Origin of the sequence: Salinirubrum litoreum, from assembly GCF_020567425.1 — an archaeon.
Classification (GTDB): domain Archaea; phylum Halobacteriota; class Halobacteria; order Halobacteriales; family Haloferacaceae; genus Salinirubrum; species Salinirubrum litoreum.
Map to the genome: position 1 here is coordinate 495,636 of NZ_JAJCVJ010000002.1, position 25,161 is coordinate 520,796.

Here is a 25,161-nt window from a genome sequence, read left to right on the forward strand (position 1 = left end):
CGAATAGTCCGTTTGCACCGGATCGAGTAGCGGTGCTGTCGCGGTCTGCGGTTCAGTTCCAAGCAGTACGAACAATCGCAGTCACAGTCTTATCGAAACCAGAATCCACGATCCACACGACCTGCTCACCAGCGACTCACACTCCGAATCGATATACTTCACACGAACCTCGAACCAGAAACCACTCGTAGCCCCGCGACACACTCCCGACAACCGAATGGAGCCGAACGTCCTCCTCGTCGTCCTCGACAGCGTCCGGTCGGCCAACGCCTCGGTCGACGGCTACCCCGAACCGACGACACCCTTCCTCGACCGGTTCGCCGACTCGGCGACCCACTACACGCAGGCGCGCTCGCCCGGATCGTGGTCTCTGCCGAGCCACACCTCCGTCTTCACCGGCCTGCACGTCGCCGAGCACCGCGTCACCGAACCGGATCACCGCCTCGAACCGGGCAACACCGTCTTCGAGGACCTCCAGTCGGCGGGCTACGACACCGCCGTCTTCTCCGAGAACCCGTGGCTCACGACGATGGACATGGGACTGGACGCCGGCTTCGACACCGTCGAGGGCGCACAGAACGTCCTCTTTCCGGAGGGGGCGAACCCGGTGGAGTTCACGGCCCGCGAGGGCCAGGGCCAGTACCGCGCGTTCCTCCGGTACTGTCTCGACCACGAACACCCCGCGAAATCGTTCGCAAACGGCGTGGCGAACAAACTCGCGTGGGACTTCCCGGCGCTCGTCCCGGACTCGCTCACCGCCTCCGCGCCCGCCGACGCCTACGTCGATCGGTTCCTCGACTGGCAGGCCGACCGTGACGACCCCTGGGCGGCCTGCGTCAACCTGATGGACGCCCACGCGCCCTACGAACCCCTGCCCGACCACGACCTGTGGGCCGACGACGCACTCCGGAGACACCAGCGCGACCTCGACAAACACGTCTGGTCGTTCCACGCGGGCGACGCCCCGTGGTGGCTCTGCCGAGCCTTCGAGGCGCTGTACGACGGGACGATCCGGCAGGCGGACGCCGCCGTCGAGAACCTCGTCCGGACGCTCGACGAACGCGGCGTCCTCGACGACACGCTGGTCGTCGTCACCGCCGACCACGGCGAGGGGTTCGGCGAGGTGGACCGCCTGAAGGGCACCCGCCTCGTCGGCCACGTCGAGGGCATCCACGAGCGCCAACTCCACGTTCCTCTGCTCGTGAAGCGTCCCGGCCAGCAGACCGGCGAGACCGTCCGCGACCCCGCTACACTCACCAACTTCCCGGCGGTCGTCGAGTCGGTCAGAGACGCCCCCGAGACGACGACCAGCGACGACGCGCCGGCCACCTTCGCGGACGGCCCCGTCATCGCCTCCTCGCACGGACTGACCGAACCGAACATGGCACTCGCCGAGGAGTACTGTGACAGCGACGACCTCTGGCAGTTCCGGGGCGACATGCTGGCGGTGTACGAGTCGGCTGGCGATGACACAGCCGAGGGTGCCGTCGCGAAGTACGCGACGTGGGGTGACGAGGCAGTGACGGTCCGGGCGGTCGACGCCGAGACGAGTTACGTCCGGGCAGACGACGACGGCGGGCGAGTCGCCGACGTCTTCGACGACCTCGTGGACGCAGGTGTCCGCGGCGAGGGGACCGACGTGGACGACGTGGACGACGCGACGCGACAGCGACTCCGGGACCTGGGCTACGCCGAGTAGCCGGTGCCGTTTTCTCCCCGGCGACGCTACCTCGGGAGCGATGCCGGAAACGCCCTCCACGCTCGTCGCCGCCGCGGACGCGACCTCCGAACTGCTGTACGCCGCGGGCAGTCTCCTCGCACTACTCGTCGGTGTCGTCGCTACTGCCGCCGGTCTCGTCGCCGGGGCCGGCGGCGACCTGGTCCCCGGCGCGATACTCCTCGTCGTCGGGGTCGCGTTCCTCCTGCTCGGTGCGGCCACGACCCGGCGCGGCCGACGACGCATCGCCCGCCGGCACGGGCCGACCGCGTTCGGGAGACGGCCGACCGTCGAGTCGCGGATCGTCCGTCCCGAGGAGTCGTTCGACGGCCGGTGTGTCCGCTGTGGCGCGTCGGTCGAGTCCGGCGCGGTCCGCCGGTACCGCGAAGAGACGCTCGTGGCCGGCGTCCCCCTCTACACCCACGAGACCGGCGAGAACGCCTACTGTCTCGACTGTGCACTCGACGAGTTCGGCGTGCGTGACGACACGACAGACACCGACGCCGACGCGCTCGACGCACTGGCCGAGCGTGAGTCGGAGACGACGGAAGCGACTCAGTAGTCTGTCGGCGTCGTCACTCGCCGGCGAGCGACCGCAGAAGAACCGAAAGCGTCCGCCCTCAGATGTCCGCCTCGAAGTCTTCGAGGGCGTAGACGGTGTCGGCACCGCGGCGGTCGAGCGTCTCGTTGGCGAGCAGCCAGTAGACGACCGACAGGGCGCGGCGACCCTTGTTGTTGGTCGGGACGACCAGGTCGACGTTGCTGACCTGGTTGTTCGAGTCACACATGGCGATGACCGGGATGCCGACCGTGATGGCCTCCTTGACCGCCTGCGCGTCCCCGATGGGGTCGGTGACGACGACGACGTCCGGTTCGATGTACCCGTTGTAGTCCGGGTTCGTCAGCGTGCCGGGGATGAAGCGACCGGTCCGGGCGCGTGCCCCGACGGCCTCCGCGAACTTCTCGGCCGGGAACCGACCGTACTGCCGGGAGGAGGTGACGAGCACCTGCTCCGGGTCGTAGTTGGCGAGGAAGTCCGCCGCCGTCCGGATGCGGCTGTCCGTCTGGCTCACGTCGAGCACGTAGAGGCCGTCGGTCCGGACGCGGTGGATGAACCGCTCCATGTCCTTCGTCTTCTGCTGGGTCCCGATGTGGACCCCCGCGCCGAGGTAGTCCTCGACGGGGATGAGGAGGTCTGCCTCGTCGTCCGGCATGACGTCCTCGTCGAACATCGACTCCTCCTCGTCTTCTTCGGCCTCCGGGGCGGCCTCGTCGGCCGCCGCCTCGGCGGGCGCTTCCTCGGTCGTCTCGGCCGGCGTCTCCTCGGCGACGTCTTCGGTGGCCTCGTCGGCCACCGCCTCGGTCTCCTCGGGTTCCTCGGCCGCTGTCTCGTTCTCGCTCATGTGGCGTCCTCCGCGATGCGGATGAGTTCGTTCAGCTTGGCGGTGCGCTCGCCGCCGACGGTCCCGGTCTTGATGAACGGGGCGTCGGTCGCGACGGCGAGGTGTGCGATGGTGGCGTCGGTGGTCTCGCCGGACCGGTGGGAGACGACGGCGTCGTAGCCGTTCCGGTTCGCCAGTTCGATGGCGTCGAAGGCGTCGGTCAGGGTCCCGATCTGGTTCGGCTTGATCAGGATGGAGTTGGCCGCGCCGGCGTCGATACCGTCCTGCAGGCGGGCGACGTTCGTGACGAACAGGTCGTCGCCGCAGATGAGCGTCTGGTCGCCGACCCGGTCCGTCAACTCGGCGAAGCCCTCGTAGTCGTCCTCGTCCAGCGGGTCCTCGACGTAGGCCAGGTCGTACTCCTCGACCATGTCGGCCACGTAGTCGATCTGCTCGGCGGTGGACTTCACGTCGTCGCCGTAGACGTAGCCGTCTTCCTCGTCGTCGTACAACTCGGCGGCGGCCATGTCCAGCCCGAACTTGATCTCGAACCCGAGGTCGTCGGCCACGTCGGCGACGGCCTCCTCCATCAGGTCGAACGCTTCGGCGTCGGAGACCGGCGGTGCCCAGGCACCCTCGTCGCCCTTGCCGGCGGGCAGGTCGCGCTCGTCGAGCAACTCGGAGACCCGACCGTGGACCTGCGCGTTGGCGAAGACGGCGTCGGAGACCGACGGCGCACCGACCGGTGCCGCGAGGAACTCCTGGATGTGGGTCGCCTCCTTGGCGTGCTCCCCGCCGCCGATGACGTTGCCCAGCGGGATCGGGAAGTTCTCGCCGCGGAACGCGCCGCCGAGGTGCTGGTACAGCGGCGCACCGAGCACGTCGGCACCGGCCTTCGCGGCGGCCATCGAGATGGCGACCGCCGAGTTCGCACCGATCTCGGAGAAGTCGTCGGTGCCGTCTGCCGCGCGGAGCGCGCCGTCGACCGACCGCTGGTCGCCGGCGAACGCCTCGTCGACGAGCCGCGGGATGGCGTGTTTCCGGGCGGCCGCGATGGCCTCCGACGGCGGCAGTTCGAGCGCCTCGTACTCGCCGGTACTCGCACCCGAGGGTGCGGCCGCGCGGCCAAAGCCGCCGGACTCGGTGAGCACGTCCGCCTCGACGGTGGCGTTGCCGCGCGAGTCGAGGATGCGGCGCAGTCGGACGCCGGTGATTCGGGTCACTGTGCCCCCTCCCGTTTGACGGTGAAGGGCAGCACACCCCGGTCGTACTCCTCGGCGGCGATCAGGATCGGCTCGTTCTCGTCGGTGTCGATCAGGACCGGCGCGCCGTACGACACCTGCAGGGCGCGTGCCCCGAGGATGCGGGCCTTCTCGTAGCGGTTGTAGCGTTGCATCATTGGTACGGAGAGACGACGTCGACGAGGTCCTTGTGCGAGACCATCATGCGGCGACAGCAGTGACGGTCGACCCCGAGGTCGTCGAGGACCTCGCCGGGGTCCTCGTCCCCCTCGCGGGCGCGAGCACGGAACTCCTCCCAGTGTTCACCGATGACGTTGCCGCAGGTGAAACACCGGACTGGAATCATCATGGCGTGATCACCTCAGCGGTAGGACTTCTGGTAGCGGGCGCGCGCTCCAGGTCCGCCCCACTTCTTCGGCTCGGACTGGCGCACGTCGTTGACCAGCAGCGAGCGGTCGAACTCCATGTAGGCGTCGCGCAGTTCCGCGTCGTTCAGGTGCTGCACCAGTCCGCGCGCGACGGCGGTCCGGACGGCGTCCGCCTGTCCGGCGAAGCCGCCGCCGTTGACGCGCACGTCGATGTCGACCTGCGAGCGCAGGTCCTCGCCGGCGATGCGGAACGGTTCCAGCATCTTCAGGCGGGCGACCTCCGGCTCGGTCAGTTCGACCGGCTGGGAGTTGATACGCACTCGCCCCTCGCCGTCCTGCACGGTGGCGCGGGCGATGGCCGTCTTCTTCTTGCCGCTCGTGTTCGTTACCATGTGACGTTCGCTCCGAGGTTCTCGCTGATCTCGCCCAGCGAGATGAACTTGATGTTCGACAGTCGGTCCAGCGAGGTCTCGTCGAGTACCTCCGCGTCGTAGTCGTGGGGGTTGCCCACGTAGACGCGCACGTTCTCGAAGGCCTCGCGTCCGCGCGTCTCCTTGTACGGCACCATGCCGCGAATCGCGCGCTTGAAGATGCGGTCCGGACGCTTCGGGTAGTACGGCCCGCTGTCCGAGCCCACGTCGGCGCGCTTCCGGTAGACGCCCATCACGTCCTCGTCGGAGCCGGTGATGACCGCCTGTTCGGCGTTGACGACCGCGACCGTCTCGCCGGCGAGCGCGCGCTGGGCGACGTTCGAGGCGACACGACCCATGATGCAGTCGCGGGCGTCCACGACCACGTCGGCGTCGAACTCTGCCAGACTCATCGAATCACCCGCACGTTCGAACCCTCTGGGTTCTGTTCTGCGAACTCTTCGAGCGATACCGCGTCGCCCACCTGGTCGATCTTCTTCCGGGCGGTCCCGGAGAAGTCGACGGCGGCGACGGTGACGTTCTTCTCGAGCACACCGCTACCGAGCACCTTGCCGGGCACGACGACCGTCTCGTCGGCTTCGGCGTAGCGCTCGATCCGGCCGAGATTGACCTCGGCATGGGTGCGCCGGGGCTTTGCCAGACGGTCGGCGACGTCCTGCCACACGTTGGCGTCGGACTCGCGCGAGACCGTCTTCAGCTCGGCGATGAGACCCTGAAGTCTCGGATTGGTCTTGCTACTCATGATGTAACCTCTCGGGAGAAACGGAATGCAGGGAGCAGGATTTGAACCTGCGGACCTCTACAGGACAGCGCCCTGAACGCTGCGCCGTTGGCCTGACTTGGCTATCCCTGCGCGCATTCCGTCGTACTGCCTGTCCCCTCAAACCACTTTCGATCCGACTGTCGTCCGTCACTCGGACCCACGTGTCGGTGTCCCGACGCGGCGCAGTCCGGCCGGTCGTGGCCGGGGTGGGCGAACGTCGGGGTGTGGTGTTGGGAGACATCTGTCTGTCTGTGTATCCGCGTCAGACTGCGACTTTCTCTCGTAGTTCGTCCGCGCGGAGTCCGATGGACTCGACCGCCCGGAGCACCAGTTCGTCGGCCGGCACGGAGCCGTCCGACTCGACGTGGAAGACGAACGCGTTCGGCACGTCCGTCACCGTGATCTCCTCGTCGGGGTACCGCGTCGTCAGATCGTGGTCGAACTCGCTGGTCGGCACCAGGTCGCCGTCCTCGGTCTCGATGACGCCACGGAGGATGTTCGGCTCCGACTCCTCGAACTCGTCTGCGTCACCGACGACCTCGACACGCTGGAGGTGTCGGTAGCCGACGGCCACGCCGCCCTGGTGTTTGGCGTGGTCCTTCCCGGTGTCGAGCACCGCGTCGGCCTCGAACTCCAGCCGCTGGTCCTCTTTGAGTTCGATGATGGGGACGTGCTCGTCGGCTGGCTGGACGAGGTTGTCGGAACTCTCCAGATCGCCGGAGTAGGCCGTCGCCGGCCCCTGCACGTCCATCGCCAGCGTCACCTCGTCGCCGACCTCGTAGTCGTCGAGCGGCGTGGTGAGCGGGACGAGTCCCAGGCGGAGCGCGATCATCTCGTCGAACATCACCGACGAGTTCTCCACGAACCGGACGGTGTCGATGGAGAGGGTGGGCACGTCTGCCACCATCGCGCGTCGGATGCCGTTGGCGAACGCCGGCGTCAGCCCTCTGACGAGGAACCGCGTCTCGCGTTCGCCGCGTTCGATGAACTCGACCTCGAAGTCCTGACTCATGTTAGAGGCGCATGTTCTTCGGCGCTCGGGTGCCGTCGTGCGGGATCGGGGTCACGTCCTCGATGCGACCGATCTCCAGTCCTGCACGAGCGAGCGCCCGGATCGTCGCCTGCGCGCCGGGACCGGGGGACTTGTTGCCGTTCCCACCGGGACCGCGCACGCGGACGTGGACGCCCTCGATACCTGCGGCCTTCACCTCGTCGGCGACGACTTCGGCCATCTGCATGGCGGCGTACGGCGACGCCTCGTCGCGGTTCTGCTTCACGACCGTCCCGCCGGAGGACTTCGCGATCGTCTCCGCGCCGGTCTGGTCGGTGACGGTGATCAGCGTGTTGTTGAACGACGCGTGGACGTGGGCGATGCCCCACTTGCCACCCTCTGCCTCGCTCATTGCTGACCCTCCGCGCGCTCAGGATGCAGGTCGTCCGCGAGCGGACTCGTCTCGTCGAAGGCGACGGTGCCCTCCAGCGCCGTCTCGATCTTCTGCGACGGGATGGTGACACGCGCGCCGTCGACCGTGACGTGGCCGTGGACGATGAACTGTCGCGCCTGCTTCGGCGTGTGGCCGAGGCCCTTGCGGTAGGCGACGGTCTGGAGACGTCGTTCGAGGACGTCCGTCACGTCGAGCGAGAGGATCTGGTCGATACCCTCCTCCTCGCTCAGGATGCCGTACCGCGTCAGGCGGGCGAGGAAGTCCGCGCCGAGTTCGTTGGCGCGGTCCGCGTCACCCTGTGCCTCGCCGAGCAGTCGGCGGGCCTCGCGGCGGTAGGAGCGAAGCTGGGACTGTGCGCGCCACAGTTCCTCCTTGTTCTTCAGGCCGTACCGACCCAGCAGGTCGGCCTCCTGTGCGATGCGCTCACCCTGGTAGGGGTGGTTCGGGGTCTCGTAGAACTTGGTGTTCTTGCCTGTCGCCATTATTCCTCATCCCCTTCGGCCTCGGCGGCCTGTTCTTCCTTGATCGCCTCGACGTTGACGCCGATGGTCCCCTCGGTCCGCCCGGTGGACTTCGTGCGCTGGCCACGGACCTTCTGTCCGCGCTTGTGCCGGACGCCCTTGTAGGAGTTGATCATCTTCATCCGGTTGATGTCCTGCTGCCGGGTGAGGCTGAGTTCGTTGCCGATCTCGTGGGTCGTCTCCCCCGAGAAGAAGTCGTTGCGACGGTTCGTGAGCCACGCCGGCACGTCGTCGGCGAAGCTCTCGACCGCCTCTACGACGGCGTCGATCTCGTCGTCGTCGAGTCGTCCGAAGGTCGCGTGACGGTCCACGCCGGACTTCTCGGCGACGATACGTGCGGTTCGTTTGCCGATACCGTTCATGTCTGTGAGGCTTCGCTCGACCGACTTCGTGCCGTCGAGGTCGGTCTGGCCGATTCTGACGAAGTAGCGAAGGTTCTCGTCGTCCTCGGGTGCGTCGCCCTCTGGTTCTTCTGCACTCATGACTGGCTGGTAAGTTCGAGCGTTGCGGCGGGGATTCGAACCCCGGAGGCATGACGCCACTGAGTTAGCAACCCAGCGCCTTGGGCCACTTGGCTACCGCAACCCTGTGTTCTGGTTGTCGCGTGTGTACTGTCGCCCGTGCGGACTCGGGAGTCGGTCCCCCTACAGCGTATTGCGTCCGAGACAAAACGGGGGCTGTACTTAAGCATCACGGAAGGGCCGGCGGCGTGTGAAAGCACCGCACGACGGGTAGATCGGCCGATTTCGGCCGTCGACGGACGGTCGCCGACGGCCACGTCGTCGCCGCGAACCGGGCTCGTGTCGTGTCGATGCCACAACGCTTATTCGACTCATGGAACCCGTGCTCGGTATGTCGGTCCTCGACTCCTCGCTCGACAGCCGCCGACTCCTCCGTGGCGCGCTCCCGGCCAGCCTGCTGGTCGCGGTCGCCTCCACCGTACTCGCGCTCCTCAGGGCACTCCCGACGGGCGATCCGACCGAGTTGCTCGGCGTGTCGCCCGCCCCCGTCGCGTTCGGGGTGCTCCTCTCGACCGTGACGACGGTTCCGTTCCTGCTCGCGCTCCTGGTGGTCGTCACCACCCCGTCCCGGCGGGTCGCCGCCGCCGGTGCCGGCCTCGTCTACGCGGTCGACCTCGTGGCGGTCGTCGCCGGTCGAAGCCTCCTGTCTCGCGGGGCAGGTCTCGACGTCGCCGTCCTCGCTCTCCCGCTCCCCCGCGCCGTCACCGTGCTCGCGGTCGCCACGGCGGTCTGGCTGGCCTACCACGGCGGCACCGAGCGACTTCACGCGGTGGTCGGCGGCGTGCCACCGCATCCCTTGTTCGCGCAGATCGCCGACCATCGACTCGGGCCGGGTCTCACACTCCAGCGTGGACTCCTCGCCGCAGGGGTCGCCGGTCTCGTCGGTGCCGGCGGGCTGGTGGTCGCGGGCGGACTGTACGACCTCCTCACTGCGGTCGGGGGACTCGGAGCTCCCGGCTCACCCAGCATCACCTTCTCGGAGAGTGGACTCCGCGAAGTCGGCATCTCGCTCGCACGACTCCCGGTGCGGTGGCTGATCGAGGCGTCGGTCCTGCTCGCGGTCCTGTTCGTCGCCGGTCCCCGGTGTTCGCCACGGGACCTGCTGAAAGGGCTCGGTCTGCTGGTCGCTGTCCGGTCGGCGGTGATCCTCGTACCGGCGTTCCTCCCGCCGTTCGAGCCGGTCTTCCTCCTCGGTCCTCGGGGGCCGCTGGTGGCCGCGCTCCCCGACGTGATCCTCCTCGTCGGGATCGCCTTCGCGGTTCGGCTGAGCGAGTCCGGCAGCCCGGAGTCACCGGTCGACCAGCCGACCGCGACCGCCGACAGTTAAGCGGACGCGGCCCTCCGTTCGGGCATGAACGCGATGGACGGACTCTGTGTCACGGACTGTGAGCGCTGTCCGGCGCTGGTCGAGTCGCGCAGTCGGATCGTCAACGGCGTCGGTCCCGACGACGCCTCGCTCCTCTTCGTCGGCGAGGCTCCCGGCGCACAGGAGGACGAACGGGGCGAACCGTTCGTCGGGCGGTCGGGGGACGTGCTGGACGACGCGCTTGCCGAGGCGGGCGTCCTCCGCGAGGAGGTCCGGATCACGAACTGTGTGCGCTGTCGACCGCCGGAGAACCGCGACCCACACACCGAGGAACTCGACAACTGCCGGGGCTACCTCGAGACCGAGATCGATCGCGTCGACCCCGCGATCCTCGTCACGCTCGGCAAGGTCCCGGCCGAACACCTGCTGGATCGGTCGGTAGCGATCACGAAGGAGGCGGGATCGGTGGCCGACGCCCGACTCGGTGGGCAGTCCCGGCGGGTGCTCCTCTCGGTGCATCCGGCCGCGACGCTGTACGACCGCAGTCAGCAGGAGACGTTCGAGAACGCGATCCGCGAGGCGGTCGAACTGGCGGGACTCGGCGACGGCGGCGATGGTGGCGGCGCAGGCGGTGGCGGATCGAGTGGACAGTCGCGGCTCGGCGATTACTGAGTCGGTAGTCCAGACTCGGCGACTACCGAGTTCGGTCGACGGTCCCGACTCGACTGCTACTGTCCGACCTCGATCACCAGTCCCTCGTCGGCGTCGGTCCGGCCACTCGCCCGGCGGTGTTCTCGGAGGTGTGCCCCGAGGTCGATGCCGGTCTTCAGCACGACCAGCAGGACGAGCGCCGGCAGTGGACCGCCGAGCGACCCGACCAAGAACGCGCCGACGATGATCGTCACGTGGAGGACGACGACCCGCCCGTAGGGTGCCGACATGCGCTCGCCGGCCGAGGTGTGGCGGTACTCCTCTCTGCCGACGTAGTTCGTCACGAACGAGACGCCGTGGCTGACGACGAGGCCGACGATCGCCAGTCCGATCGTCCCGAAGGTGCCGATCAGTGTGCCGAGACCGCCCCCGCCGACTGCACCGACGCTGGCACCACCACCCCCGAGAAACAGCGGAAAGGAGAGCACGAAGACGCCGTGCACGACCCAGAAGATACCGTAGTGCATACAGAAGAAGCCCGCAATCGGGACGTTCTCGGGGTAGACGTGGAGCCCGTCGACCGGGGTCTCGGGCCCGGAGACGTCGACCGGGCGACCGTTGATCGTCACGGAGAACGTCGAGTCGTCGCTGGAGCCGGCCGCGAGCAGGATACGCGGAATCGAGAACAGCCCGACGATGCCGCTCTCGATCCAGTAGACGATCAGCACCTCCCAGACGGTCCACCCGCCGAACAGGACGCCGGCGAGTGGGAGCAGGTTCGCACCGACCAGCGCGAGCAGTGCGGGGAGTGCCGAGTCGCGCGGTCGGAGTGACATATCGGTCGGGACGGGAGACGGGGAGTTAGCTGTTTGTGCGGTCGGCGTGTGAGTCGGCAGGGCGAGGGAGAGAACGGCCGTCGAAACGAGAGCCGCGAGAACGAACGTCGGAAAACGAGAGTCGAGAAGACGAGAAAGCGGAGAACGACCGCGAGACGAGAACCGGAGTCGAGAGAAGGAGGGAGTCGGGTTACTTCTTGCCGGCGTTCGTCCCGAGCCACTTGTTCATGTCGCCGAGACTCTTGATCGCGTCCACGAGACTCGTGTCGGAGTCCTCCTCGGGGCGCAGGCGCGCCCGGAGCCGCGAGGACGTGAGTTCGACCGTCAGGACGATGAACACGACCATCAGCAGGCCGGCGGCGGCCCGCGAGTAGGCGAACAGGTCGATCCGGAGGTTGATGTACTGGCCGATCCCCCCGGCACCGACGACGCCCAGCGAGATGGCGATCCGGGTGTTGATCTCCAGGATGTACAGCGTCCACGCGATGAACGAGGAGGACACCTGCGAGAGCATCCCGAAGGAGACGATCTGTGAGGAACTCGCTCCGGTCGAGCGGATCGCCTCGATCGGGCCCTCGTCGATCTCCTCCAACTCGTCGGTGAACAGCCGACCCAGGTTCCCGATCGTGTCGGTCGCCACCGCAAGCATCGCGGAGACGGGCGAGATCCCGGACAGCGGGATGAAGATCAGGATCCACACCAGCGCTGGCACGGCGCGGATGGTGGACATCGTCCCACGGAAGATGAAGTTGAACGGGAACGGCGTCACGCGCTCGGAGCCGAGGACGCCGAAGAGCAGGGCGAGCGGGAAGCCCAGCACCGTTCCGGTGAAGCCGATGACGATCGTGACGACGCTGACGCCGACGATCCCCTCCTGTGCCACGAGACTCGACAGGAGCTCGCCGGGTCGGAGCAGGCTCTCGTAGAGGCCCGCCCAGCCGGTGATCTCGTTTTCACGCGAGTAGCCGGTGAAGTCCACGAAGTCCGGACTGAGGAACTCGGTCAGCGACTGGATGAACGTCGGCAGTTGGCGGGCGAGGTCGTCGTACTGGAAGCCGAGAAAGCCCATCCCGATCCACGTCACGGCGATCACCGCGACGATGCCGACGACCGTCAGGATGCGGCGGATACGTTGGCGGTTGTTCAGCCGAGTCAGTACCTCGTCGATACTGCGGGTGTCGGTGCTCACGCGTCGACGACCTCCCCGAGGCGGGCCTCGCCGTCGTCCGCGTCGTCCATCGACTCACCGTAGTAGATCTCGTCGACGACCTCCATCGTCAGGTCCTCGCGACTGCCGTCGAAGACGACCTCGCCGTCGCGGACCCCGATGAACCGCTCGCCGAACTCGCGTGCGATGTTCACCTGGTGGAGGCTAGCGAGCGTTGTCAGGCCGCGCTCGTCGGCCGCCTCCTTCATGTACGACATCACGTCGCGGGCGGCCTTCGGGTCCAGACTCGACACCGGTTCGTCCGCGAGCAGGAGGTCCGGATTCTGGACCAGTGCGCGGGCGATGCCGACGCGCTGTTTCTGGCCGCCGGACATGGAGCCGGCGCGCTGTTCTGCGAAGTCGAGCAGGCCGACCGTGTCGAGCGCTTCGAGCGCGTTGCGCTTGTCCTGGCCGTCGTACCAGGTCAGGAGACTCCGGACCAGCCCGGCGCGGGACAGCGCCCCGGTCAGGGCGTTCCGGTAGGCGCTCATGTTCTCGATCAGGTAGTGCATCTGAAACACCATCCCGACCTCGCTCCGGGCGGACCCGATGGGCTCGTCGCCGATGTAGACGTTGCCGTCTGTGGGGGGCGTGAGTCCGTTGAGTATCCGGAGGAGTGTAGACTTCCCGGCCCCGGAGGGACCGAGGATGACGACGAACTCGCCCTCGGGGATGTCGAACGAGACATCGTCGAGGGCCACCACGTCGTCGTATCGCTTGGTGACGTTGTTCACTGAAATAGCTGGCATTGGTGTCCGTTACAGGAGGGTGGTTGAAAGGCGCGGCGCTCCGCGTCAGCCGTCGAGGAACTCGGTCTCGACGCCGAGGTCGTTCGCCACGTCGATGACCGGCTGGTAAGTGTCCTTGCTCGCCGGGCGAACGTCGGAGAACCAGAGGTCGTCGTCGGTCCCCTCCTCGCCGTCCGCGCCGAGGTACATGCTCTCGGGCGCGTTGTTCATCGCCTCGGTGACCTCTGTCTTCTCCTCGTCGGAGAGCTGCGGGCTGATGACCATCGGGGCACGCGGGATGCCCTCGTACTGCTCCACGTAGCGGACGCCGTCCTTCAGTTCGCGGTTGTCGTCCAGCGTGATGAACTGGCCGACGCCGGCCGCGTCGACCTGTCCGGCGTCGAGCGCCTCGAAGGCCGCGGCGTGCCCGCCGGCGAAGTTCGCGGTGAAGTCGGCCTGGTCGTCACTCCCCGTCGGCAGGCCGCCGATGTCGAGACCCGCTCCCTTCAGCATCGACAGCGGGAACAGCGCGCCGGAGGCGCTCAGTCGGTCCGCGAAGGCGACGGTGCCGCCGTCGAGGTCCGAGAGGCTCTCGATGTCCGAGCCCTCCTGCGTGACGATCGAACTCACGTAGGTCCACGAGCCGTACCCCTTCCGCTGGAGGGCGATCTCACACTTCTCGGCGTTGACGCCGAGTGCGGCCGCGAAGGGGCCGGTCTCGGCGACGTCGCCCGTCCCACTGCCGAGCGCCTGCAGGACCGCGCTGTAGTTGCGCGCGTACTTCAGCGTCGTCGGGTCCTGCACGTTGCTGGACAGGTACTCTCGAATCGGTGCGTACTGCTGCTCCATCAGATCCTGCGGTTCGGAGGGCGACATCAGGAAGTTGAGTTCGCCGTTGCCGTAGGCTGGCTCACTCTCCGTCGCCGTCTCCGTGTCGGAGTCGGTCTCCGTCATCCCGGAGTCCGAGTCGTCGTCCGACGCTGGCGTCTCCGTCCCGTCGCCGCCTCCGAGACACCCTGCGAGGCCAATTGTACCGGCTACACCCGCCGTTTTGAGGAAATCACGTCGATTTGCCATGCCGTCGTATTTCCCGTATGACACGCCCCGGTTAAAGTTTCCTATTTTTTCTATAGAGTGTTTCTGAGGTACGTACGCGGGAAGTTAGAGTGTCGCACGGACGCCGGTGGACGGCCGCCCGCGACCGGGATTCGTCGACTACGGAGAGTCGCCGTCGACTACTGAGCGTCGGTGCCGCGCGTCGGTGCCGACTGCGCCAACGGAAACGCACTTCAACGGCGTCGGCGTAGCCGCTCCCATGAGTCTGATGGAGCCACCCGAGGAGACGCTCGCCTCGGTGGCGATGGTGGACTACGGCCTGGGGAACCTCCGGAGCGCGACCCGTGGTCTCGAACGCGCGGGCGCGGACGTGACGATCACCGACGACCCCGCCGACTTCCACGACGCCGACGGCATCGTCCTGCCGGGTGTCGGCGCGTTCAGCGAGGGGATGGACAACGCCGGCCCGTTCCGCGAACCGCTCCGCGAGGCGGTCGACCGCGGCCAGCCAGTGTTCGGCATCTGTCTCGGGATGCAGATGCTGTTGACCTCCAGCGAGGAGGCGGACCACGCCGGCGAGGGTGAAGTGGAGGGACTCGACTTCATCCCCGGTCGAAACGTCAGGTTCGCCGAGGGCCAGAAGGTGCCCCACATGGGCTGGAACGAACTGCACGTCGAACGTGACCACCCGCTCGTCGCGGGCGTCGACGGCGAGTACGCCTACTTCGTCCACTCGTACTACGCGCGACCGGACGACGAGGACGCGGTCGTCGCCACGACCGACTACGGCGTCTCCTTCCCCTCGATCGTCGCCGACGAGTCGGGACTCGTCTTCGGGACGCAGTTCCACCCCGAGAAGAGCGGCGAGACCGGCCTGCGCATCCTCAAGAACTTCGTCGAACTCTGCGCGGACCGGTAGGCTGTCGGTGTGATCGCCGGACGGTCGGCGGCCGACGCGAGCGACTGAGTCCGACCGCGCGCGTCACAGATCGGCGTTCTCGAACCGCCAGAGACCGAGCAGCGGCGGTGCCAGCAGCCAGGCCAGCAGCATCGACAGCGCCGCGATCTGCATCCGGGGACTCGGCACGCCCTGTGCGCTGGCGAACAGCGACCCGGCCATGAACGAGTTGATGACGATCTTGAACGAGCCGACCGGGTTGAGCAGGCGGAGGAACTCCAGCAGGTCCGCCCCGGAGACCGGGAGCCAACTCGGACCGCCACCGAACTGGAGGTACAGTTGGAGCGGGAACCGGACGACGCCCCACAGCGGGACGAACAGGAAGTAGATCCCGATCGCGCCGCCGATGGCGAACCGCTGGGAGGAGACCGCCGCCGAGAAGCCGACCGCGATGGCGACGAAGACGGTCGCCAGGAACGCGGTCAGGAAGGTGTAGCCGAGGTAGTAGCCCGGCTGGAAGGTCACACCGGGGATCAGGAGGAGGATGAACCCCGGCAGGAGGAAGCCGACGAAGACGGGCGCGGCGATGGCCGCCGCGCGCCCCAGCACCTTCCCGAGGACCACGTCCGACCGCGAGTGGGGCAGCGAGAGCAGGAGTTTCAGCGACCCCGACTCGCGTTCGCCGACCACGGCGGCGTACGCCATCACCAGCGCGATCAGCGGGATCAGCGTCGTGACCAAGCCGTCCTTGACGATGATGAAGTTGACCACCGCGTTCGAGGAGACGGTCTGGCCCGACGCGGGGCGGACGACGTAGACCGCCGCCGAGACGAGGAGGACGAACAGCGTCGTCAGCGCGAGGAGCCACCGGGACCGGAGGGCGTCCTGGAAGTCCTTCCGGGCGATCGCCTGCCAACTCATGCCGTCACCTCCCGGTCCTCTTCGGTGTACGCCAAGAAGAGGTCCTCCAGTGACGCGCTCTCCGTCTCGAAGTTCTCGACCGTGACGCCCGAGGATTCGAGCGCCGTGAGGACCGCAGTCTTGGCGTCGCTGTCACACGAGACCGACAGGCTGTCGCCCTCGACCGTGACGCCGGTGACGCCCTCGACCGACTCGACTGCCTCGGCTGCCCCGTCTTCGATCCCGGCGGTGTCGATGCGGAGGGTCGCGTCCGCGCCGGCGGCCTCGCGCAGGCCCTCGACGCTGTCCTCGGCGACGAGTGTCCCCTGCCGCATGATGCCGACGCGGTCACAGACCGCCTCGACCTGCCCGAGCACGTGCGACGAGAAGAAGACCGTCGTCCCGCGTTCGGCCTCCTCGCGGACGATCTCGCGCATCTCCTTCGCGCCCGCCGGGTCCAGTCCCGAGGAGGGTTCGTCGAGGATCAACAGGTCGGGATCGCCGACGAGCGCCATCCCGAGCGCGAGTCGCTGGCGCATCCCCTTCGAGTAGCCGCCGGCCTTCCGATCGACGGCGTCCGAGAGGCCGACCCGGTCGAGGATCGCGTCGGGGTCGGCGTCGGCCTCCTTCGACTCGATGGCGAACTCGACGTGTTTCCGGCCCGTGAGGCGGTCGTACACGTCGAACCCCTCGGGCAGGACGCCGAGTCGTTCCCGGATCGTCACGCTGTCGGACTGAGCGTCTCTGCCCAGCACCCGGACCTCCCCGCTCGTCGGGCGCACGAAGTCTAACAGCATGTTGATCGTCGTGGACTTGCCCGCGCCGTTCGGCCCGAGGAAGCCGTAGATCGATCCTTCGGGGACCGTGAGGTCGACGCCGTCCACGGCTGTCACGTCGCCGAACTCCTTTCGTACTCCGTCCAACTCGATGGCGGCCATGGGGCGGGGTTGCCCCGGTTCGGAATAAAGGGTTTTGGCTTCTGTTTCGTAGATCGACACGTCTCGAAGGAGGCTGTAGCGACACGGTCCCGATTCGCCAACCCCGTTCTCACACTTCGTCGTCGGGGTCGTGTTCCTTCGCCATCCGGGTCGCTTCGGTCGCGTATCGCTCGCGGTCCTCTGGGTCGCTCTCCGCGAGGTCGTCGGGGTCGACCTCGACACCGGCGGTGACGGTCGTTCCCTGCTGGTGCATCACGGCCGCCGAGAGCTCCTTCCGGTAGACGCGTTCGCCGTCCTCGGTGGCGTACTCCAGCACGATCAGGTCTCGGCTCGTGTAGGATCGCTCGACGAGCCAACAGCGGACGGTCTCGGACATACGCCGAGTGTCGAACCGAGGGGTAGAGAAACTGACTATCGAGCGAGCGACGACTCCGGCGGTCCAGACGCGCAGTGGCTACGACTTCCGGTAGCCGAGGAACGCACTGGCTACGACTTCCGGCGGTCGAGGAGCGCAGTGGCTACGACTTCCGGCGGTCGAGGAGCGCAGTGGCTACGACTTCCGGCGGTCGAGGAGCGCAGTGGCTACGACTTCCGGCGGTCGAGGTGTGCGTCCAGCGCCGCGACGACGTTCGAGTCGGCGATCGAGATGTCCCAGCGCGAAGACCGAACGTCGAGGTGGAGCGAGCGGCGGTGGACGACGAGTGTGTCGTCGGTCAGCGTGAAGCCCTCGAAGTCCGACCACGGCGTGAGCCGACGCGCGACGGTGAACCGCGTCTCGCGGCGCTGTTCCAACCCGGCCGGCGTCACGCGGTACGTGCGCTCGCCAGCCAGCGTCGAGGCGACGAGTATCGTGGTCACCCCGAGCGCAGGCAGCGGCATCAGCGCCTGCCAGCCGAACCGCCAGACTGCCAGTCCCACGACGGGAGTCGCGACCGCGAAGACGACGAGGAGGAGACCGAGTCGGGCGCGGCGCGGCCACCCGGCGGTCCACTCGGCGGCGACGTCGCCGGCCTCGTCGGTGTCCACCGTCGCAGCGACGAGTCGGTTGCGACCCATCGTGACGAGCAGACTGCCGAGGAGACAGGCCACCAGTCCGAAGCCGAAGCCCACCGCGCCGACGAGGGTCGCGGCGGTCTCGGCCTGGAGACCGGACACGAAGAACGCGAGCGACAGGAAGGCGTCGCCGGCGTAGCCGAGCAGCGGGAGTATCCCGACCGTTGGGACGAGCACCCCGACCCACGTCGAGTGGAGCCACGCCACCAGTTCACCCCGGCGCGTGACCAGTCGCGTGACGACGACCGTGACGAGTATCCCGACCACGCCCAGTAGCCCGAGCGCGAGGAGTTCACTGGCGAGTCGGAGCGATTCCGCGACGGCGAGGGTGAGTGCCGGCGAGACGAGCGCCGCGACGTAGAGACCGGCGACGACGGCGAGACGTGTCTCCAGTCGCTCCGGGGTCTGGAGGGGACCGGCAGCGGCGGGGTTCTGCACGCCTCCGAGTGAGCCGGCGGCCGAGCAAGTAGATTACGGTGGCAGAATGCGTGATCGAAGACTGTCGGAGCGGCCACCACGAGCGCCACGATCGACCGATCTCACTCCGGATCGACCGGATCGGCGGGCACGAATCCGGTCTCGCCTGACGTACCGGCTTCCCTCTCGCCGGACACGATCCCGCCGTCGGCCTCCACGGTCGCGCCGACCTCGTCGTTGCCCCGGAGGTCCGCCACGCTCTCGCCCAACTCGTCGATGGCGTCGGACTGGGCGTCGGTCGCGGCCACGATCTCGTCGGTCGCGGTCTCCGTCTTCTCGGCGTACCCCTGGACCGTCTCGATGGTCGCCGTCAGGTCCTCGACGGTCGCGGCCTGATCGTCGGTCGCGCGGGAGACTTCGACGACGCCCCGTGCCGCCTCGTCGATCGACTCGGCGATGGCGTCGAACGCTTCGAGGACGGTCGTGATGCGCTCGCCGGCGTGTTCGATCCGCTCGTGGGACTGCTCGGTCGCGTCGACGGTTCGGTCGGCCTCCGCCTGCAGTTCGGCGATCCGGTCGGTGATCTCCTCGGTGTGGGTGCGGGTCTCCTCGGCGAGGGCCTTCACCTCGTCTGCGACGACCGCGAAGCCGTCGCCGTCCTCGCCCGCGCGGGCCGCCTCGATGTTCGCGTTCAGCGCGAGCAGGTTGGTCTGCTCGGCCACCTCGGAGATGACCTCCACGACCGACTCGATGTCGTCCATGCGCTCGCCGAGGTGTTGGACGCTGGCGACGAGGTCGTCGCTGGTCTCGATCACCTCGTCTGTCACCTCGCGGGCGTCCTCGCTCGCGTCCAGTCCGTCGGCGGCCGCCTCGCTCGCACCCTCTGCGGCCGCGTTCACCTGATCGGCGGTGGCGGCGACCTCCTCCATGCTCGCGGAGAAAGACTGCATCTCGGTCGCCCCCTCGTCCAGCAGGTCGTTCTGCGCCTCGACGTGCCGGTCGATGCGGGCGGCGGCCTCGACGGCACGCTGGACGGCCGCGTCGAGTGCGGCCGTCTTCCGGTCGACGCGACCGGTCAACTGCTCGAACTGCTCGGCCATCTCGTTCAGTTCGTCCACGACCGACAGGAGGCCGTCGTCCACCGCCTCGCGGTCGCCGGTAAACTCGGCTCTGGTGGCCAACTCCCCGCCGACCAGTCGTCGGATGGTCGTCTGGAGTTCGTCCACCAACTCGGAGATTGCCCGGTGTCGGCGCACGTCCTCGGTCCTGTCGTGGACCGTCTCGACGACGCCGACGACCTGGCCGGCGTCGCGGATCGGCATCGCCGTGAACGAGATGTGTCGCTCGGTGCCGTGGCGGTCGAGCATCGTGCTGGTGTCGCCGTACAGCGGGAGGTCGGAGTCCTCGAGCGTGATGTCGTACGACTCGTGTGCGGCCTCCGGTTCGTCGAGCACCTTGTCCGCGAGCGTCTTCGCCCGCCGACCATCCGGGTAGAACGCCTCGCTGGCGTGGGTCGACCCCAGTGCCTCCTCGGCTGGTACGCCTGTCAACTGTTCGAGGCCGTGGTTCCACGCGATCACCTCGTGGCCCGCGTCCAGCATGAAGATCGGTGCGCCGACCCCGTCGAGGATCGTCCCCTCGGCCACCGTCATCCCGGCGCGGGCGGTCGGCGGGGCGGGGCTGTCGGCTGGCCTGTCGTTCGTGTCGCCGGCCTCGTGTCCGGCGTCGCCACTACGCTCACGCTGTGCCCGCGCGACCGCCGCCTCGCCGACGTGGACTCTGCTGGACACGTCGTCTGGGGCGGTCGACGCGTCGTCAGCGTCTCCCTCTCGTGGGTCGCCGCCGGTGCCCTCGCTGGCACCGTGTTCGCCGACGTGCACATCGTCCGACACGTCCTCTGACCCACCGTCGGCCGCGAAATCGGCAGATTCACGCGTTCCGACGTTCCTCGAGAGTCGATTCCATACTCGTTCCAACACGTTCTGCCCCATCGACTCTACGTGTCGAACAATCTGTGTTAAATCTTCCCACGACCGGGCGAGCCGTGGCCCACAGACGCCGTGGCACACTTCCAGAACGCTCAAACCGGAGCCCCGCCACTCCGGAGACATGGACGCACACGAGTTGCTCACTCGGAACGTCTCCGAGGTGGTCACCGAGGCGGAGGTGGAGGCGCTGGCCGACGACCCCGAGGGGAAGCGGGCGTACGTCGGCTACGAGCCGTCCGGCGTCCTCCACATCGGGCACATGCTGACGGCGAACAAGCTGATCGACCTGCAGGAGGCGGGCTTCGAGGTCGTCGTCCTGCTGGCGGACGTCCACGCCTACCTCAACGGGAAGGGCACCTTCGAGGAGATCGCCGACGTGGCCGAGCGGATGCGCGACCAGTTCGTCGCCTACGGCCTCGACGAGTCGCAGACCGAGTTCCGCCTCGGCTCGGAGTTCCAGTTCGACCGCGAGTACGTCACCGACCTCCACCAACTGGAACTGGAGACGTCGCTCTCGCGGGCCGAACGGGCCATGTCGGAGATCAAGTCCGGCGACACCGTCAAAGTCTCACAGGCGGTCTACCCGCTGATGCAGGCGCTGGACATCGTCTACCTCGATCTCGATCTGGCGGTCGGCGGGATGGAACAGCGGAAGGTCCACATGCTCGCGCGTGACGTACTCCCCAAGATCGACTACGACGCGCCGACCTGCCTCCACACGCCGCTGATCGCCGATCTCGGCACCGGGATCGGGAAGATGTCCTCCAGCGAGGGAGTCACCATCTCGATGGAGGACTCGACCGAGGACATCGAACAGAAGGTCAACGGCGCGTTCTGCCCGCCGACGCGCGATCCGGACCCCGACGACGAGGGACGGGAACGGGAGAACCCCGTGTTGCAGATCTTCGAGTACCACGTCTTCCCCCGGTTCGAGACGGTCGTCGTGGAGCGCCCGGAGCAGTACGGCGGCGACCTCACCTACGACGACTACGAGTCGCTGGCCGACGATCTGGAGTCGGGCGAGTTGCATCCGGCCGACGCGAAAGGTGCCCTCGCGACGTACCTCGACGAACTGATCGCGCCCGGCAGAGCACAGATCGTCGAGTCCCGAGACGGCAGGTAGTCGCCAGGTCGCTGGATCGCCGACTCAGGCGAACCCGAACGCGGACATCACGTTCTTGACGAGACTCTGCGTGACGAGGCCGATGCCAGCGAGGACGAGAAACAACCCGGCGGCGACCAGCGGGGCCTGGTAGGCGACGAGACCGAGGCCCGCGAGCGTGACGACGATACCGACGAGACCCAGCGTCCCGAGTTTGTCGAGCATGACTCACACTCCCGACACGTGTTCCGTAAGTCTGCTGTTTGCGGCCCGGAACGGCGGTGCGTCGGGCGGTGGGCGACGGCGGCACTCGACCGCAGGCGGCGAATTTAACAGTGAGGTCCACGAACTGGAAGGTATGAGTGACAACGAGGGGCGACGCGACCTGCGGATGCCCGACGAGGACGAGGTGTTCGCGGTCGTGACAGACATGCTCGGGGCGAACCGCGTGAAAGTACGCTGTGCGGACGGTGTCGAGCGCACCGCCCGGATTCCGGGGCGGATGCAGAAACGCATCTGGATCCGGGAGGACGACGTGGTGCTCGTCGAACCGTGGGACTGGCAAGACGAGAAGGCCGACGTGGCCTGGCGCTACGAGAAGAGCGAGGCGGACCAACTGCGCGACGAAGGCCACATCCAGTAACTCGTTTCTCTGTCGACCAACGACCTGTCGCTCTCGACACTCGCCAGCGACCGGTCCACTCGACCGAACCGCGCCGACACGCCCGGACGTCTACGCGTTCAACACGGCGCGCAGCACGTCGGCCGCCTCGTCCAGCGCCTCGTCCAGCGCCTCGACGTCCGGGCCGCCGCCCTGCGCGAAGTCCGGCGGGCCGCCGCCGCCGCCGCCGACCTTCGCCGACAACTGGGCGACGACCTCGCCCGCGTTCACGCCGACGCCCTCGGGTACCGCGACGACGAACTGGGCCGACCCGCCGACCGCACTGCCCAGCACCGCGACCGTCCCCTCGTCCGCCAGCGCGTTGGCGGTCGCCCGGAGTTCGTCGCTGTCGGCGTCGAGTCGCTGGATCACCGCGGACGTCCCGTCGATGTCGACCTCCTCGGACTCCGCCTTGGCACGGGCCTCGGCGAGTTCGTCCGTCAGACGGTCGATCTCCTTCCCGCGCTGTTTCCACTCGGTGAAGAAGCGTTCGGCGGTCTCCGGCACCTCCTGGGGACTCACGTCGAGTACGTCGGCCGCGTCGTACAGCGCGTCCTCGGTGCGCTGGGTCGCCTCGATGGCGGCGTCGCCGGCCGCGAAGACGATGCGCTCGATGCCGTCCTGCACCGGTTCCGTGGTGAGCACCTTGATGACGCCGATGTCGCCGGTGCGCTTGACGTGCGTGCCGCCACAGGCCTGCACGTCGTCGGCGACGTGGATCAGCCGGATCGACTCGCCCGGCGGAATACCACCTTGATAGAGGTCGAAGCCGTGTTTCTCCTCGGCCTCGTGGCGGTCGGGCCACTCCTGTTTGACCGGGACGTTCCGCATCACCAGTTCGTTGGCGACGCGTTCGATCTCCTTGACCTCCGCGCGAGTGATGCGCTCGTAGTGACTCACGTCGAACCGGGAGGAGTTGACGCCCTTCTGTGCGCCGGCCTGCCGGACGTGGTCGCCGAGCACCTGCCGGGCGGCGTAGCCGATCACGTGGGTCGCGGTGTGGTGCCGCATCAGGGCGCGCCGGCGGTCCACGTCCACCTGCCCCCGGACGAACTCACCTTTGCCCGGGTTGCGGTCGGTGCGGTGGAGGACGACGTCGCCCCGGGTCTGGACGTCCTCGACTTCGACGGTGAGGTCGTCGGCCGTCAGCGTCCCCCGGTCGGCGGGTTGCCCACCGCCCTCGGGGTAGAACATCGTCTGGTCCAAGACGACGTCGTACCCCTCCTCGCGCTCGAAGACGTCCAGTACGACCGCCTCGAACTCGGTGCGCTCCTGGTCGTCGTAGTAGAGCTTCTCCGTCTCCGGGAGGTCGGCGAGTCGGTCGTCGGTCTCGTCTTTGTCGGCGAAGGCCTGCTCGGAGTCGTGGCGGGCCGCGACGAGCGAGTAGAAGTCGTCGGGCACGTCCACGGTCGCCCCGCGCTCCTCGGCGATCTCCGCGACCATGTCCGGCTGGAGGCCGTGGGAGTCGTACAACTCGATCAGCGTCTCGGTCGGGATCGGCTCGCCGGTGCCGGCGTACTCGTCGGCGATGGACTCGACCTTCCGGCTGCCGCGTTCGAGCGTCTTCCGGTACTTGCGTTCTTCCGTCCTGACGATGTCGCGGATCGTGTCGCGGTTGTCGTAGCCCAGCCGCTTCGCCTGCATGTCGACGAGTTCGTCCAGCGGGGCGTCGACGCCGACGTTGTCGACGAGTCGTTTCGTGCGGCGGAGGACCATCCGGGCGAGGTAGCCGGTGCCGACGTTCGAGGGGACGATCTCGTCGCCGAACATGTACGCCAGCGTCCGGCAGTGGTCCGCGATGGCGTAGATGTCCTCCATCGGCTCCATCAGGTCCGTCAGTTCGCGGACGTTCACGTCGAGGCGGTCGGCGATGTTGTCGCGGGCCGACTCCATGTCCTCGGCCTCGTCGATGTCCATCCGGCCCGCGAGTTTCGCGGCCCGGTTGAGCAGTTCGGCCTCCTCGTCGGTGTGTTCGATGCCGGCGTTCTCCTTCAGGAAGTCGATGGTGTCGGGGTAGACGGCCTCGTAGACGGTGGGAGTGCCCTGGCTCATCCACGTCCAGCGTTCGAGTCCGTAGCCGGTGTCGACGATGTAGGTGTCCATCGGCGAGTACCGGTTGCCGTCCTTCAGTTCGTACTCGCCCTCGGGGTCCTGTTCCATCGACATGAAGACGAGCGTGGCGAGTTCCGCACCGCGATAGATGACCTCGATGGCGGGCCCGGCGTTGCCGCCGCCGACCCACGGGTCCTCGATGTAGGTGATCTCCGAGAGGTCCGCGCCGAGCGACTCGAACAGTTCATCACAGAGTGCGACGGTCTCGTCTTTCCAGTAGACCTCGCCGGAGTAGGCGTATTTGTCGCCGGCCTCCTCGCGGGCGTTGAACGCGTGGTGGGCCATCATCTCGAAGGCCATCGTGTGCCGCCCGGTCTTGCCGACGTTGTCGATGTCCTGCATCCGAATGCAGGGCTGGCTGATCGTCAGTGGGTTCGCCGGCGGCGGCGTCTGGCCCGAGGTGACGAGGGGCTGGAAGTCGTAGATAGACGCCTGCGTCAGGAGCACGTCGTCGCGCCAGCGGTTCGCGGCGACCGGGTACGGGTCGATGCGCTCGTGGCCGTGGTCCTCGAAGAAGGAGAGGAACGCCTCCCGCATCTCCTCTAAGGTGTACGCCTCGTCGAAGCCGGGGTTGTCGATGAAGCTGTAGTCCTCACACGGGGGTTCACCGCACAGGTCGCGGTCGTGATCCCGTGTCCAGAAGTGCGCGCCACACGAGACACACTCCCGTCGCACGAAGTCGTTCTCCTCGAAATAGTCGAGGCGGTACTCCGATTCGAGATCGCTCATTAGCACGTTGTTGGCCCGGCACCGGGCAAAAGGGTTCCGGGACCGCGATCGCCCGCCTGCGTCGGCCACACACCCGAATACTGGGGTGTCGGTGTCGCGCCAGCAGGCGCGCTGCTGCCCGCCACGCGGCGGGGCCTCCCGATGGTCGGGAGACCACCAGCGCCGGGGAGCCGAACCGTTAGGTTGCTGG

General features: G+C 67.7%; 29 protein-coding genes and 2 tRNA genes. 7 read left to right on the forward strand and 24 right to left on the reverse strand.

What is annotated here, in order from left to right:
* The first annotated feature begins 217 nt into the window (after window positions 1-217).
* Window positions 218-1,699 (forward strand): sulfatase, encoded by a 1,482-nt coding sequence (locus LI337_RS11115; protein ID WP_227229910.1) that lies wholly within the window; start codon window positions 218-220, stop codon window positions 1,697-1,699.
* A gap of 40 nt (window positions 1,700-1,739) precedes the next feature.
* The gene (locus LI337_RS11120; RefSeq protein ID WP_227229911.1) at window positions 1,740-2,279 is read left to right on the forward strand and encodes a DUF8108 domain-containing protein; all 540 of its coding nucleotides are present in this window, start codon (window positions 1,740-1,742) and stop codon (window positions 2,277-2,279) included.
* A 58-nt stretch (window positions 2,280-2,337) separates the two neighbouring features.
* Here LI337_RS11120 and rpsB read toward each other — a convergent pair whose 3' ends face one another.
* The 13 genes from rpsB to LI337_RS11185 all read right to left on the reverse strand — a co-directional run bounded on the left by rpsB (window position 2,338) and on the right by LI337_RS11185 (window position 8,453).
* Window positions 2,338-3,120, reverse strand: a complete 783-nt coding sequence (gene rpsB, locus LI337_RS11125) for a 30S ribosomal protein S2 (protein WP_227229912.1) — start codon at window positions 3,118-3,120, stop codon at window positions 2,338-2,340.
* On the reverse strand, window positions 3,117-4,322 hold the full coding sequence (gene eno, locus LI337_RS11130; protein WP_227229913.1) for a phosphopyruvate hydratase: 1,206 nt from the start codon (window positions 4,320-4,322) through the stop codon (window positions 3,117-3,119). The genes rpsB and eno overlap by 4 nt, the downstream gene beginning before the upstream one ends.
* Window positions 4,319-4,498: a DNA-directed RNA polymerase subunit K gene (locus LI337_RS11135; protein WP_227229914.1), complete on the reverse strand. Its 180-nt coding sequence runs from the start codon at window positions 4,496-4,498 to the stop codon at window positions 4,319-4,321. Before LI337_RS11135 ends, eno begins: the two co-directional genes overlap by 4 nt.
* A complete protein-coding gene (locus LI337_RS11140; protein ID WP_227229915.1) occupies window positions 4,495-4,689 on the reverse strand; it encodes a DNA-directed RNA polymerase subunit N in 195 nt (64 codons plus the stop codon). Before LI337_RS11140 ends, LI337_RS11135 begins: the two co-directional genes overlap by 4 nt.
* 12 nt (window positions 4,690-4,701) lie before the next feature.
* Window positions 4,702-5,100, reverse strand: coding sequence for a 30S ribosomal protein S9 (locus LI337_RS11145; protein WP_227229916.1), 399 nt, complete (start codon window positions 5,098-5,100; stop codon window positions 4,702-4,704).
* Window positions 5,094-5,531, reverse strand: a complete 438-nt coding sequence (locus LI337_RS11150; protein WP_227229917.1) for a 50S ribosomal protein L13 — start codon at window positions 5,529-5,531, stop codon at window positions 5,094-5,096. Before LI337_RS11150 ends, LI337_RS11145 begins: the two co-directional genes overlap by 7 nt.
* A complete protein-coding gene (locus LI337_RS11155) occupies window positions 5,528-5,881 on the reverse strand; it encodes a 50S ribosomal protein L18e (RefSeq protein ID WP_227229918.1) in 354 nt (117 codons plus the stop codon). The genes LI337_RS11150 and LI337_RS11155 overlap by 4 nt, the downstream gene beginning before the upstream one ends.
* Window positions 5,882-5,907: 26 nt before the next feature.
* Window positions 5,908-5,992 (reverse strand) — tRNA-Leu (locus LI337_RS11160).
* Between the two features lie 172 nt (window positions 5,993-6,164).
* Window positions 6,165-6,914, reverse strand: coding sequence for a DNA-directed RNA polymerase subunit D (locus LI337_RS11165; protein ID WP_227229919.1), 750 nt, complete (start codon window positions 6,912-6,914; stop codon window positions 6,165-6,167).
* Between the two features lies 1 nt (window position 6,915).
* Window positions 6,916-7,305, reverse strand: a complete 390-nt coding sequence (locus LI337_RS11170) for a 30S ribosomal protein S11 (RefSeq protein WP_227229920.1) — start codon at window positions 7,303-7,305, stop codon at window positions 6,916-6,918.
* Complete coding sequence (locus tag LI337_RS11175; RefSeq protein WP_227229921.1) at window positions 7,302-7,829, reverse strand: 30S ribosomal protein S4; 528 nt, start codon at window positions 7,827-7,829, stop codon at window positions 7,302-7,304. The genes LI337_RS11170 and LI337_RS11175 overlap by 4 nt, the downstream gene beginning before the upstream one ends.
* Window positions 7,829-8,350: a 30S ribosomal protein S13 gene (locus LI337_RS11180; RefSeq protein ID WP_227229922.1), complete on the reverse strand. Its 522-nt coding sequence runs from the start codon at window positions 8,348-8,350 to the stop codon at window positions 7,829-7,831. Before LI337_RS11180 ends, LI337_RS11175 begins: the two co-directional genes overlap by 1 nt.
* A 20-nt stretch (window positions 8,351-8,370) precedes the next feature.
* Window positions 8,371-8,453 (reverse strand) — tRNA-Ser (locus LI337_RS11185).
* A 267-nt stretch (window positions 8,454-8,720) separates the two neighbouring features.
* Between LI337_RS11185 and LI337_RS11190 the strand changes: the two genes are divergently transcribed.
* Together LI337_RS11190 and LI337_RS11195 are read left to right on the forward strand one after the other, a co-directional pair.
* Window positions 8,721-9,716, forward strand: a complete 996-nt coding sequence (locus tag LI337_RS11190) for a hypothetical protein (protein ID WP_227229923.1) — start codon at window positions 8,721-8,723, stop codon at window positions 9,714-9,716.
* 24 nt (window positions 9,717-9,740) lie between these two features.
* The gene (locus LI337_RS11195) at window positions 9,741-10,367 is read left to right on the forward strand and encodes a uracil-DNA glycosylase (protein ID WP_227229924.1); all 627 of its coding nucleotides are present in this window, start codon (window positions 9,741-9,743) and stop codon (window positions 10,365-10,367) included.
* Between the two features lie 56 nt (window positions 10,368-10,423).
* On the opposite strand, the gene LI337_RS11200 is transcribed toward LI337_RS11195, so the two are convergent.
* The 4 genes from LI337_RS11200 to phnD form a co-directional block, all read right to left on the reverse strand.
* Window positions 10,424-11,182 (reverse strand): DUF6498-containing protein, encoded by a 759-nt coding sequence (locus LI337_RS11200; RefSeq protein WP_227229925.1) that lies wholly within the window; start codon window positions 11,180-11,182, stop codon window positions 10,424-10,426.
* 190 nt (window positions 11,183-11,372) lie between these two features.
* On the reverse strand, window positions 11,373-12,371 hold the full coding sequence (phnE, locus tag LI337_RS11205; protein WP_227229926.1) for a phosphonate ABC transporter, permease protein PhnE: 999 nt from the start codon (window positions 12,369-12,371) through the stop codon (window positions 11,373-11,375).
* Window positions 12,368-13,138: a phosphonate ABC transporter ATP-binding protein gene (gene phnC / locus LI337_RS11210; protein WP_227229927.1), complete on the reverse strand. Its 771-nt coding sequence runs from the start codon at window positions 13,136-13,138 to the stop codon at window positions 12,368-12,370. The genes phnE and phnC overlap by 4 nt, the downstream gene beginning before the upstream one ends.
* A gap of 45 nt (window positions 13,139-13,183) precedes the next feature.
* Window positions 13,184-14,194: a phosphate/phosphite/phosphonate ABC transporter substrate-binding protein gene (gene phnD, locus LI337_RS11215; protein WP_303645256.1), complete on the reverse strand. Its 1,011-nt coding sequence runs from the start codon at window positions 14,192-14,194 to the stop codon at window positions 13,184-13,186.
* A 238-nt stretch (window positions 14,195-14,432) separates the two neighbouring features.
* On the opposite strand from phnD, the gene hisH reads away from it, so the two are divergent.
* Window positions 14,433-15,092 carry an imidazole glycerol phosphate synthase subunit HisH gene (gene hisH / locus LI337_RS11220; protein WP_227229929.1) on the forward strand — a complete coding sequence of 220 codons (660 nt, stop codon included), beginning with the start codon at window positions 14,433-14,435 and terminating at the stop codon, window positions 15,090-15,092.
* 63 nt (window positions 15,093-15,155) lie between these two features.
* Here hisH and LI337_RS11225 read toward each other — a convergent pair whose 3' ends face one another.
* The 5 genes from LI337_RS11225 to LI337_RS11245 all read right to left on the reverse strand — a co-directional run bounded on the left by LI337_RS11225 (window position 15,156) and on the right by LI337_RS11245 (window position 20,271).
* Window positions 15,156-15,992, reverse strand: a complete 837-nt coding sequence (locus LI337_RS11225; RefSeq protein ID WP_227229930.1) for an ABC transporter permease — start codon at window positions 15,990-15,992, stop codon at window positions 15,156-15,158.
* Window positions 15,989-16,909 (reverse strand): ABC transporter ATP-binding protein, encoded by a 921-nt coding sequence (locus tag LI337_RS11230; RefSeq protein WP_227229931.1) that lies wholly within the window; start codon window positions 16,907-16,909, stop codon window positions 15,989-15,991. Before LI337_RS11230 ends, LI337_RS11225 begins: the two co-directional genes overlap by 4 nt.
* 109 nt (window positions 16,910-17,018) lie before the next feature.
* On the reverse strand, window positions 17,019-17,285 hold the full coding sequence (locus LI337_RS11235) for a DUF7967 family protein (RefSeq protein WP_227229932.1): 267 nt from the start codon (window positions 17,283-17,285) through the stop codon (window positions 17,019-17,021).
* Between the two features lie 206 nt (window positions 17,286-17,491).
* A complete protein-coding gene (locus tag LI337_RS11240) occupies window positions 17,492-18,400 on the reverse strand; it encodes a hypothetical protein (RefSeq protein ID WP_227229933.1) in 909 nt (302 codons plus the stop codon).
* 101 nt (window positions 18,401-18,501) lie between these two features.
* On the reverse strand, window positions 18,502-20,271 hold the full coding sequence (locus tag LI337_RS11245) for a methyl-accepting chemotaxis protein (protein WP_227229934.1): 1,770 nt from the start codon (window positions 20,269-20,271) through the stop codon (window positions 18,502-18,504).
* 217 nt (window positions 20,272-20,488) lie between these two features.
* On the opposite strand from LI337_RS11245, the gene LI337_RS11250 reads away from it, so the two are divergent.
* A complete protein-coding gene (locus LI337_RS11250; protein WP_227229935.1) occupies window positions 20,489-21,490 on the forward strand; it encodes a tyrosine--tRNA ligase in 1,002 nt (333 codons plus the stop codon).
* A 24-nt stretch (window positions 21,491-21,514) separates the two neighbouring features.
* Here the strand turns inward: LI337_RS11250 and LI337_RS11255 are convergent, their stop codons facing one another.
* Window positions 21,515-21,694 (reverse strand): DUF7470 family protein, encoded by a 180-nt coding sequence (locus LI337_RS11255; protein WP_227229936.1) that lies wholly within the window; start codon window positions 21,692-21,694, stop codon window positions 21,515-21,517.
* 133 nt (window positions 21,695-21,827) lie between these two features.
* Between LI337_RS11255 and eif1A the strand changes: the two genes are divergently transcribed.
* Window positions 21,828-22,112: a translation initiation factor eIF-1A gene (gene eif1A / locus LI337_RS11260; protein ID WP_227229937.1), complete on the forward strand. Its 285-nt coding sequence runs from the start codon at window positions 21,828-21,830 to the stop codon at window positions 22,110-22,112.
* A gap of 90 nt (window positions 22,113-22,202) precedes the next feature.
* Here eif1A and alaS read toward each other — a convergent pair whose 3' ends face one another.
* Entirely contained in the window at window positions 22,203-24,971 is a 2,769-nt protein-coding gene (gene alaS / locus LI337_RS11265) for an alanine--tRNA ligase (RefSeq protein ID WP_227229938.1), read from the reverse strand.
* Between the last annotated feature and the right edge of the window lie 190 nt (window positions 24,972-25,161).

Bases quoted from the DNA above. Each gene is read 5' to 3' on its own strand.
- eif1A (WP_227229937.1), top strand. From the start codon at position 21,828: ATGAGTGACAACGAGGGGCGACGCGACCTGCGGATGCCCGACGAGGAC.
- LI337_RS11170 (WP_227229920.1), bottom strand. From the start codon at position 7,305: ATGAGCGAGGCAGAGGGTGGCAAGTGGGGCATCGCCCACGTCCACGCG.
- LI337_RS11190 (WP_227229923.1), top strand. From the start codon at position 8,721: ATGTCGGTCCTCGACTCCTCGCTCGACAGCCGCCGACTCCTCCGTGGC.
- LI337_RS11230 (WP_227229931.1), bottom strand. From the start codon at position 16,909: ATGGCCGCCATCGAGTTGGACGGAGTACGAAAGGAGTTCGGCGACGTG.
- phnC (WP_227229927.1), bottom strand. From the start codon at position 13,138: ATGCCAGCTATTTCAGTGAACAACGTCACCAAGCGATACGACGACGTG.
- LI337_RS11200 (WP_227229925.1), bottom strand. From the start codon at position 11,182: ATGTCACTCCGACCGCGCGACTCGGCACTCCCCGCACTGCTCGCGCTG.
- LI337_RS11145 (WP_227229916.1), bottom strand. From the start codon at position 5,100: ATGGTAACGAACACGAGCGGCAAGAAGAAGACGGCCATCGCCCGCGCC.
- LI337_RS11195 (WP_227229924.1), top strand. From the start codon at position 9,741: ATGAACGCGATGGACGGACTCTGTGTCACGGACTGTGAGCGCTGTCCG.
- LI337_RS11180 (WP_227229922.1), bottom strand. From the start codon at position 8,350: ATGAGTGCAGAAGAACCAGAGGGCGACGCACCCGAGGACGACGAGAAC.
- LI337_RS11120 (WP_227229911.1), top strand. From the start codon at position 1,740: ATGCCGGAAACGCCCTCCACGCTCGTCGCCGCCGCGGACGCGACCTCC.
- alaS (WP_227229938.1), bottom strand. From the start codon at position 24,971: ATGAGCGATCTCGAATCGGAGTACCGCCTCGACTATTTCGAGGAGAAC.
- phnD (WP_303645256.1), bottom strand. From the start codon at position 14,194: ATGGCAAATCGACGTGATTTCCTCAAAACGGCGGGTGTAGCCGGTACA.
- LI337_RS11250 (WP_227229935.1), top strand. From the start codon at position 20,489: ATGGACGCACACGAGTTGCTCACTCGGAACGTCTCCGAGGTGGTCACC.
- LI337_RS11235 (WP_227229932.1), bottom strand. From the start codon at position 17,285: ATGTCCGAGACCGTCCGCTGTTGGCTCGTCGAGCGATCCTACACGAGC.
- LI337_RS11255 (WP_227229936.1), bottom strand. From the start codon at position 21,694: ATGCTCGACAAACTCGGGACGCTGGGTCTCGTCGGTATCGTCGTCACG.
- LI337_RS11165 (WP_227229919.1), bottom strand. From the start codon at position 6,914: ATGAGTCAGGACTTCGAGGTCGAGTTCATCGAACGCGGCGAACGCGAG.
- LI337_RS11155 (WP_227229918.1), bottom strand. From the start codon at position 5,881: ATGAGTAGCAAGACCAATCCGAGACTTCAGGGTCTCATCGCCGAGCTG.
- LI337_RS11150 (WP_227229917.1), bottom strand. From the start codon at position 5,531: ATGAGTCTGGCAGAGTTCGACGCCGACGTGGTCGTGGACGCCCGCGAC.
- hisH (WP_227229929.1), top strand. From the start codon at position 14,433: ATGAGTCTGATGGAGCCACCCGAGGAGACGCTCGCCTCGGTGGCGATG.
- LI337_RS11115 (WP_227229910.1), top strand. From the start codon at position 218: ATGGAGCCGAACGTCCTCCTCGTCGTCCTCGACAGCGTCCGGTCGGCC.
- LI337_RS11135 (WP_227229914.1), bottom strand. From the start codon at position 4,498: ATGATGCAACGCTACAACCGCTACGAGAAGGCCCGCATCCTCGGGGCA.
- LI337_RS11225 (WP_227229930.1), bottom strand. From the start codon at position 15,992: ATGAGTTGGCAGGCGATCGCCCGGAAGGACTTCCAGGACGCCCTCCGG.
- LI337_RS11175 (WP_227229921.1), bottom strand. From the start codon at position 7,829: ATGGCGACAGGCAAGAACACCAAGTTCTACGAGACCCCGAACCACCCC.
- LI337_RS11140 (WP_227229915.1), bottom strand. From the start codon at position 4,689: ATGATGATTCCAGTCCGGTGTTTCACCTGCGGCAACGTCATCGGTGAA.
- rpsB (WP_227229912.1), bottom strand. From the start codon at position 3,120: ATGAGCGAGAACGAGACAGCGGCCGAGGAACCCGAGGAGACCGAGGCG.